The organism is Chryseobacterium gossypii (assembly GCF_041361455.1).
GTDB lineage: Bacteria > Bacteroidota > Bacteroidia > Flavobacteriales > Weeksellaceae > Chryseobacterium > Chryseobacterium gossypii.
This window is the reverse complement of record NZ_JBGCUR010000012.1, coordinates 81,693-90,032: the sequence shown is the minus strand read 5'-3', so window position 1 is coordinate 90,032 and position 8,340 is coordinate 81,693. Positions and strand designations below refer to the sequence as shown.

Sequence of the window (8,340 nt, the reverse complement as noted above, 5' to 3'; positions counted from 1 at the left end):
TGATCATACTTGGTAAAGATCCATTGTTTGGAAGCTCCAAGATTGGCATCCTGGGTCATCACCAGACGGTCCTGAACTATTAAATTTTATCGGAATTGGGCTAAGAAAATAATAATAAGCCCCCTGCAAACAGAAGTGCAGAAGGGCTACAAAAATGACCGAAAAAAAAATTATCTCTCAAATATAATATAAAATTGCATTCAAAAAAACATATTTCACTAACTTGTGAATTTATTAATGTAATTAATGCTAAATGAAATAAAGTTTTAAACCTGTAATGGATATTGGTGGTTTTTTTTTAATAAAAAATCTTCTGTAAAACTTACAGAAGACCAGATTATTTATAAAAAAAATAAAATTTTTTGCTGAAATTAATAACAGTCAGACTTTTAAAAATTCTTGTTTAAAATTCTCTATTGTTGTCTTATACATTTCTTCATAAACGGGAAGGATGTTTTTCAGGTCAAATTTTATAGCCTGATCCTTTGCATTCTTTTTCATTCTGGCTAAAAGCTCTTCATTACTCAACAACTTGATGGTGTAATTGCTCATAGCCTCTACATTTCCGATTTCAGCCAGAAAACCGGTTTCTCCCTGAATATTAACTTCCGGGATCCCGCCGGCATTAGAGCTGATAACGGGCGTATAAGCTGCCATTGCCTCTAAAGCTGCCAGACCAAAACTTTCCTGTTCCGATGGGAGAAGGAAAACATCTGAAAGCTGAAGGATCCTGTATAGGTCGTTCACCTTTCCGAGAAGGCGGATCTTAGAAATCAGATCCGGGTTTTCTTCCAGGAACTGGTTGATTTTTTCCATATCAGGACCTTCACCGATAATGATCAGTTTCGATTTTACTTTTTTCTGTACATTCTTAAAAATCTGCAATACTTCATCAACTCTTTTTACCGGACGTAAATTAGAAACATGGATCAGGATCTTTTCATCGGGATTGGCAAACTGTGTTCTCTGACATTCCGTACAGTCATCAAACTCCGAATTGTCGATAAAGTTTGTAATCACCTGAATATCCTTTTTAATGTTGAAAAATTGAAGAGTATCTTTCTTTAGACTCTCAGAAACGGAAGTAATGGCATCAGATTGGTTAATGGAAAATTCCACGGCATGCTTGTAGCTCGGATGTTGTCCTACCAGGGTAATATCCGTGCCGTGCAGGGTAGTCACCAATGGAATATCATTATTATCTTCCTTAAGCATTTGTTTTGCTGTAAAAGCAGCATAAGCATAAGGAATGGCATAATGGGCATGAAGCAAATCTAATTTATACAGATTGACCACCCGATAGATCATCGAGCTTAATGCAATATCATAAGGCTGATACTGAAAAAGCGGGTAGGTCTGAACATTTACCCGATGAAAGAAAATATTCGGATTTGTAATATCTAATCTTGCGGGTAGGGCTGAGCTTATGAAATGTACCTCATATCCTTTGTTGGCAAGAGACATTCCCAACTCTGTCGCTACAATTCCGCTTCCGCCGTATGTGGGATAGCAAAGTATGCCTATTTTCATTGGTTTATTATTGTTTTGATGTTGTAAATACTGTTGAGTTTGAATATGATACCGGATCCATATCAATTCCCATTCCAGCTTTGAGCTGATTGTTCACTGAAACCGGAAGCCTGCCCCAGATCTTTGTTTTACCTTTTATGGCATTGGCTGTAGCAGTCAGGGAATCATCATTGTTTTCATAAGAGATCAATACGGTAGAAACCTTTGAAATATCAATATCCTTTAAGGCGTAAGCGCTTCCGAAAACATTTAGTATTACATTTTGTGTTTTCGTCAGGTCAGCCAGGACTTTTTTGGATCCTTCCGAGATTTTATAAGGCTTGTAAGCGGTGGAATTATCCTTGTGGAAGCCTACAATTACCGTTGAATTTACCGGGATAGTATTGATCTCACTGGTTTTTTTGACAATAACGCCGGCTCCGAGCTGGTCAGCGAAAGTCTGATATGGAGCCTCTTCAAGGGGAACATAATAGATCTGTTTCCCGCTAAGAGGAAGCAGTTTTTTATCATCCTTTAACAAAGTAAGCGCGTTGGCATAAAGATTCCGGACAAGGATTCTGTGAGAATCATTGTTCAGATCATAATTGATGTTTTCAGGGTTTTTTGGGGTATACTGGCTTAATCCCAGAAAATATTTGGTCAGTAAAATCTTCTTTACACTCTCTTCCAGTCTTGATGGCGGGATTTCTCCCTGATCAATGGCTTTCTGAATTAGTTTTTTCCCCTCGGAAACCCCTTGCGAAAAAAGCATGATATCATTTCCTGCTTTGAAGGCCAGGGCATCTAATTCCCCGGGTTTGTATTTATTGGCTACAGCTCCCATATTTAAGGCATCCGTAATGATCAGTCCTTTATAGCCCAGTTTTTCTTTTAATAACCCTGTGATAATATTTTTGGATACGGAAGCGGGAATCCCTTTTTGTGGTTCTAAGCCAGGAACATATAAATGTGCCACCATTACACCGCCAATTCCTTTGTTCATTAAAGCTTTGAAAGGAGCGAGCTCCACCGCATTGAGCCTGTCCAGGCTATGTGAAACTACGGGTAGATCCAGATGCGAATCTGTACTCGTATCTCCGTGTCCGGGGAAATGCTTTATGGCAGCAAGAATATTATTGTCCTGAAGGCCTTTGGAATAAGATAATGCTGAAAGGATTACATTATTGACCTCCGAGCCGAAGCTTCGGTTTCCTATAATGGGATTATCCGGATTGGTATTGACGTCCACCACCGGGGCAAAATCCCAGTTAATACCCATCCTTTTGCAATCTTCCGCTATTTTTGAGGCCATCTGATAAATCAGGTTCTTGTCCTGGATGGCACCTAAGGTCATTGCCCAGGGAAATTTATGTGCAGCAGCAATTCTCTGATATAATCCCCATTCCGCATCCATCCCGATCATTAACGGAACTTTGGATTTTTGCTGGAACTCATTCACCAGACTGATTTCTCTTGCCGCATCGTCCTGCATCAGAATAAGGCCTCCGATCTTGTCATTAACGACAATATTTCTTACCTGATTGATATGATTTTCATCTTTATTGGTGTATAAGGCTACAATGAAAAGCTGGCCCAGCTTTTCATCCTGAGAAAGAGAATTATACGTTTTATCTACCCATTGATGCGCTTTTCTCAGATCTTCCGGAGAAAGGTTTTCCGGCTGGTACTGCGCAGAGATCTTAAAGCTGACCAGAAAAAATATATAAAAGAAGGTATAGGCTGATTTCTTCATGATTTCTTGAATAAGAACAAAAATACAATTAAAAAAATGAGGATAAAGAATGTTTTTAAAATTTTTGGTATATGTTTTGAATATGCCATATCAATAATTTAAACTTTTATAGAAATGAAAAAAATTCTTCCAATTTTACTTTTAGCTTTTGTAGGCTTATTTATCTACAGCTGTGATGATGACGATAACGGCAATTATGTAGATCACGATACTTTTTCGGTAGCTTATGATATTACTCCTACTTTTAGTAAAGTAAACAGTAACCTATATGAATATAATGACGCATTCAATACCCCGCTAGAACAATCGGATGTAGTGCTCGTTTATTTACAGACAGGGCTTACCAACAATAATTCTCCGATCTGGAAATTACTTCCTTATACCTACTATGTGAATAATCCCAATAACGATGAAGTGGATTATGCTTTTGATTTCAGCAGATATGACATCGCTATTAACGTAAACTCTACTTCCACATTGAACCTGGATACCAACTCAACTTATTATACAAATAAGAGATTCAGAGTGATTATCGTACCGGCAAGCACAGGTACATCGAAGATGAATTACAGTGATTACAATAGCGTAATTAAGTTTTACAATATTGATGAATCCAAAATCAAAACTAAAAATTAAATAAATATATATCTTTTCAGTTTTTTATAATTAAAAAAGCTCCGGAAGAATTTCTTCCGGAGCTTTTGATTATTTTAGTTGTCATTATCATCGAGCAGATGCCCGAAATAATCCTTTTTTGTTTTCAGATATCCTTTACTGATCTCGTTGGCAGGAATTTGTAATGGTATTCTGGAATTAAGATGAATATTACTTTCTTTTACATATTTTACCTTTTCGGGATTGTTCGTAAGAAGATTAACATCTTTTACATCCAGTAAATTTAATATTTCTATAGCCACACCAAAGTTTCTGTCATCAGCAGGAAGCCCTAGTTTTAAGTTGGCTTCCACTGTATCAAATCCTTTTTCCTGTAAAGAATAGGCTTTTAATTTATTGATGATCCCTATATTTCTTCCTTCCTGGCGAAGGTAGACAATGATCCCTCCATTTTCATGGATATATTTCATGGCAGCATCCAGCTGCTGCCCGCATTCACATTTTTTTGAATGGAAAACTTCTCCTGTAATACATTCTGAATGAAAACGTACGTTTACAGGCTTGGAAAAGTCTGTGTTTTCTGCAATGATTGCCATGTGTGGCATCCAGTCGTTTTCATTCTCAGAGAAAGCAATCATTCGGAAGGTGCCGTGTTCTGTAGGAACGTTGGCTTCCGCCTGAATTTTAATCATTAATAGTTATAATTAGTTTTTTTAATTTCCTTTTAAAGAATCTTCAATTACAGATATATTGGTTTTCAGTCTTACCAAATATCTGTTCAGTACTTCATCATCATCTTTGTTGAGATGTTTTCTGAGCTTCTGAATTTTCCTGTAAGATTTTTCGAAGTTTTTAATAGCGCGGTTTTTTCCTGTCACATTGTTGGCATCAATGGCATACAGATAATTCTGTAAGCTGTATTTTAATGCTGTTGTTTCATCGTTAAGCTCTGTATTTTTGAACTTTGGAAAAGTTGCAATAAGGTTGGATATCTCAGAAGCATTTACATTTTCTTTGATGTTAATGTCTATACTTTTCTTCAGTCCCCTGTCAGAATCTGAGCCTTTAGCATCACTATAAAAACTGTTAGACAACGGAGAAAAATTTAATTTTTCCGTTGCGCAGGAAGATGTTATTATTAATAGTACTCCAAGAAAAAATAATCGTCTCATTTTTGTTGCCCCTTTTGATAAAGGATTGGATTAAGACTTTCATCGTTATACATTTTCATTTGTTTGTATACTTTCATCTTAACATCACCGTTCTCAATATCAGTAAGCAACTGATTAATAGAAGTTGATAGGTCTTCTTTTTGTGCAAGAAGTACATTCAGCTTAGCCTGGCAGTCGGCCCGATGTTCTTCGGAAGCAGATTCTCTATTAGCCTCTAATGACATATGATAAACCTTTAATGCAAGAATCGATAGCCTGTCAACAGCCCATGCGGGCGTTTCCGTATTTATTTTTGCATCAGGCTTAGGAGTTATATTTTCAAACTTTTTGAGAAACCAGCTGTCAATAAATTCCACCAGATCAGTTCTGTGCTGATTGGAAGCATCTATTCTTCTTTTTAATTGAAGCGCGTCAGCCGGGTCAATATTTTCATCTCTAATTATATCTTCCAAATGCCATTGAACGGTATCAATCCAGTTCTTTGCATACAAAATCCGTTCCAAACTATCTTTTTCAAACGGGTTATTAATTAGAGCGTTAACGTCGTCAAGCACATGGTAATCTTCAATGGACTGATTGAAGATTTTCCAGGCGGTCTCAGTAAAATTCATTAATCAGAAGAATTTTAGTTGCTGGAAGAGTTATTGTTGGTCTTTTCTGACGTAGACTTATCGTCTTCTTTTACAGCGTCTTTAAACTCCTTGATACCTGAGCCCACACCTCTCATTAATTCCGGGATTTTTTTGCCTCCGAAAAGTAAAACCAGGATTAATGCCACGATTAAGATATGTTGCCAAGATAAGGCAAGTATTGTTAATGTATTCATTTTAAAAATTTTTGCAAAGTTAATCTTTTTTAATAAGAAACCCAACCTAATGGATCGACAGGCGTGCTTCCGCTCCATACCTGGAAATCAAGGGTATAGGAGCCATCAAAATCCTGTCCTACGATGCCTACCGGGGTTCCGGCGGAGACCTGCTGCCCTTTGGATACGCTCACGCTTCCTAAATTGGAATAGATCGTAAAGTAGCTTCCATGTTTTACGATAACGGTTTTGGTACCATCATTATTTGCCAGGACTGAGGATACAGATCCGGGGAATACACATTTGGCACGTGTGCCTGATGGCACTGAGATCTTGATACCATTGTTTTCTTCCACGATGTTTTTGAAAACCGGATGGGGTTGTCTTCCAAACCGGTGGGTGATCTGGCCTTTGTCTACCGGGAATCCCAGTCTTCCTCTGTTTTCGGCAAAATTGTTCCCTGCCACGGTAGAGACACCGAAATTGGTCATGGCTTTGGTTTCTGCCGCTTTTTTATCCTCCTCTTTTCTTTTGGTGAGGGCCGCTTCAGCAGCTTTTGCCGCAGCCAGCTTGTCTGCCGCAGCTTTGGCTTTTGCGGCTGCCTCATCAGCTGCCTTTTTTGCCGCTAATTTTCTGGCTTCATCTCTCGCGCTGGCTTCAGCCTTTGCTGCTTCCTCGGTACGTTTTCTTTCTTCTTCAGCTCGTTTTGCAGCGAGTTCAGCAGTCTTTTTGGCTTCGGCTTCAGCCAATAGCCTTGCTCTCTCCAAGGCTTCAGCTCTGGCTTTGGCTTCGGCTTCAATCCTCGCTTTTTCTCTTTCCGCGGCCAGCTTTGCCAAACGTATTTTCTCAGCTTCCGCTTTTTTTCTGGCCTCTTCTTCGGCCTTCGCTATCCTGATTTCTTCCGCAATGATGGCTCTGATCTGTCCTTCAAGTGCCTTAGACTGGGTTTGTTTTTGCTTCAGCTCAGCCGTTAGTTTGGCCTCATTTTTCTTAAATTCTGCAACCAGCTGCTCTTTCTGGGTTCTTTCAGCAGAAATTGTTTGCAAATCTTTCTGCTGATTTATTAAAAGCATTTCTTTCTCTTTAACGGATTTCTGCCTTTGAGCGATCGTTTTCTTTATCTGCGCTGCGGCATTGGTGATTTCGGCTGCTTTTTTATCCTGATAATCAGAGTATTGCTTCAGGTACTGAACCCTTCTTATTGCTTCGCCCAGGTTTTTGGCAGACAGAATGAAGGTCACCTTATTTTGTACGCCCTTATTCTTATAAGCATTAACCAACACTTCAGCGTAATTTTTTCTCAGAACCGCTAATTCCCGGTTCTGGCGGTTGATTTCCAGCTGACGAAGGTAAATATCATCCTCAATGAATCTTTTTTCCTTCTGGGTATTGTTATAAACCTTTTCTCTTAATGCTAATTTTTTATTTACATTGGTAAGATAGGCAATAGAAAGTTTAGATTCATTTCTTGTTTTTGCCAGATCTGAATTTATTTGTGCAATTTGTTTTTTAAGTTCGGCATTTTGTTTTTGTAGTTGTTCTTTATTTTTTTGCCCATACTGCAAACCAAACAATAAAATACCTATTAAAAAGCTAAATTTTTTAATCATTTAATTTCAATTTTCTTATAATTGGCTGGAACTGAATAGGGTGTTTCCATCTTAGAAAAATCAAATTTCGTGTTTTCCAGAAGAATTTGGCTTGTTTTTGAACCTTTTATAATTATTTTAACATTTTTAGGTAAGCGGATTCCGTTATACTCATCCCAATTGCTGTAAGAAATCTCAAGTTCATCAGGAGATAACACATCCTGCAGGTTAACTTTTAATAAATCATAATTTTCGTCATACTGCAGGTTGATCTTATATTCTCTGGTCTTTTCATCCGTGACGATTTTCTGGTTCATATTGGAGGCCAGCCTGAAGCCCTGGGCATTTCGGGTAAGGGTAAACTGTGAGTCATTGATTTTTACAAAAGTTCTTCCCATCAATATTTTTTCCAAAGATTTATAATCAATAAAGTTGACATTGAGCAGATTATTGAGATAATCAAAATCAGAATCAATATAGGACTTACTGGTCCTGTCCATACCCCTGATCCCTTCCGGAGTGGCGATTCCCCGGGCTACTCCAATGAACAGGGCCGAAAGATTCATCCATACCTTCTGGTTGTTTTCAATATAAATGGTAGCGTCAAGGGTAGGGATAAAGCTTCCCGTTTCCACATTTACCTTACTGTTAATTTTTATCTGATCGAACTTAGGAGGGATCAGTACATGTTCATAAAATGCAAGTTTATCTCTTACAGGCTCATTTATATCGGTGGGATTATTATTACCTTCTGTGATGATGCTGTCTTTACTGATGTTACTGTTATTTTTTGCGGTATTTCGTGTTTTGCAGGATGATAACGCAAGCAGTAATAACAGTAATGGTATCCAGTTTTTCATGTATTTATCTTTTATATTAAAGTAATACTTTGCAATA

At 37.9% G+C, this 8,340-nt stretch carries 9 protein-coding genes; 1 reads left to right on the top strand and 8 read right to left on the bottom strand.

The window, feature by feature from the left end; all coding sequences use genetic code 11:
- Positions 1–381 precede the first annotated feature (381 nt).
- Positions 382–1,530 (bottom strand): N-acetyl-alpha-D-glucosaminyl L-malate synthase BshA, encoded by a 1,149-nt coding sequence (gene bshA / locus ABMQ40_RS08845; RefSeq protein WP_370898666.1) that lies wholly within the window; start codon positions 1,528–1,530, stop codon positions 382–384.
- A gap of 7 nt (positions 1,531–1,537) precedes the next feature.
- Positions 1,538–3,262 (bottom strand): glycoside hydrolase family 3 protein, encoded by a 1,725-nt coding sequence (locus tag ABMQ40_RS08840; RefSeq protein WP_370898664.1) that lies wholly within the window; start codon positions 3,260–3,262, stop codon positions 1,538–1,540.
- 114 nt (positions 3,263–3,376) lie between these two features.
- Here ABMQ40_RS08840 and ABMQ40_RS08835 point away from each other — a divergent pair, with 114 nt between their 5' ends.
- Positions 3,377–3,898 carry a hypothetical protein gene (locus tag ABMQ40_RS08835; RefSeq protein WP_370898662.1) on the top strand — a complete coding sequence of 174 codons (522 nt, stop codon included), beginning with the start codon at positions 3,377–3,379 and terminating at the stop codon, positions 3,896–3,898.
- Positions 3,899–3,972: 74 nt separating this feature from the next.
- On the opposite strand, the gene ribA is transcribed toward ABMQ40_RS08835, so the two are convergent.
- The 6 genes from ribA to lolB1 all read right to left on the bottom strand — a co-directional run bounded on the left by ribA (position 3,973) and on the right by lolB1 (position 8,303).
- Positions 3,973–4,569, bottom strand: a complete 597-nt coding sequence (gene ribA, locus ABMQ40_RS08830; protein WP_370898661.1) for a GTP cyclohydrolase II — start codon at positions 4,567–4,569, stop codon at positions 3,973–3,975.
- A 21-nt stretch (positions 4,570–4,590) separates the two neighbouring features.
- Positions 4,591–4,971 (bottom strand): hypothetical protein, encoded by a 381-nt coding sequence (locus tag ABMQ40_RS08825; protein WP_370898659.1) that lies wholly within the window; start codon positions 4,969–4,971, stop codon positions 4,591–4,593.
- A 74-nt stretch (positions 4,972–5,045) separates the two neighbouring features.
- Positions 5,046–5,660: a DUF4254 domain-containing protein gene (locus tag ABMQ40_RS08820; RefSeq protein WP_370898657.1), complete on the bottom strand. Its 615-nt coding sequence runs from the start codon at positions 5,658–5,660 to the stop codon at positions 5,046–5,048.
- Between the two features lie 14 nt (positions 5,661–5,674).
- Positions 5,675–5,875: a twin-arginine translocase TatA/TatE family subunit gene (locus tag ABMQ40_RS08815; protein WP_370898655.1), complete on the bottom strand. Its 201-nt coding sequence runs from the start codon at positions 5,873–5,875 to the stop codon at positions 5,675–5,677.
- A 29-nt stretch (positions 5,876–5,904) separates the two neighbouring features.
- Positions 5,905–7,464, bottom strand: a complete 1,560-nt coding sequence (locus ABMQ40_RS08810; protein WP_370898653.1) for a peptidoglycan DD-metalloendopeptidase family protein — start codon at positions 7,462–7,464, stop codon at positions 5,905–5,907.
- Positions 7,461–8,303, bottom strand: coding sequence for a lipoprotein insertase outer membrane protein LolB1 (lolB1, locus tag ABMQ40_RS08805; RefSeq protein ID WP_370898651.1), 843 nt, complete (start codon positions 8,301–8,303; stop codon positions 7,461–7,463). The genes ABMQ40_RS08810 and lolB1 overlap by 4 nt, the downstream gene beginning before the upstream one ends.
- Between the last annotated feature and the right edge of the window lie 37 nt (positions 8,304–8,340).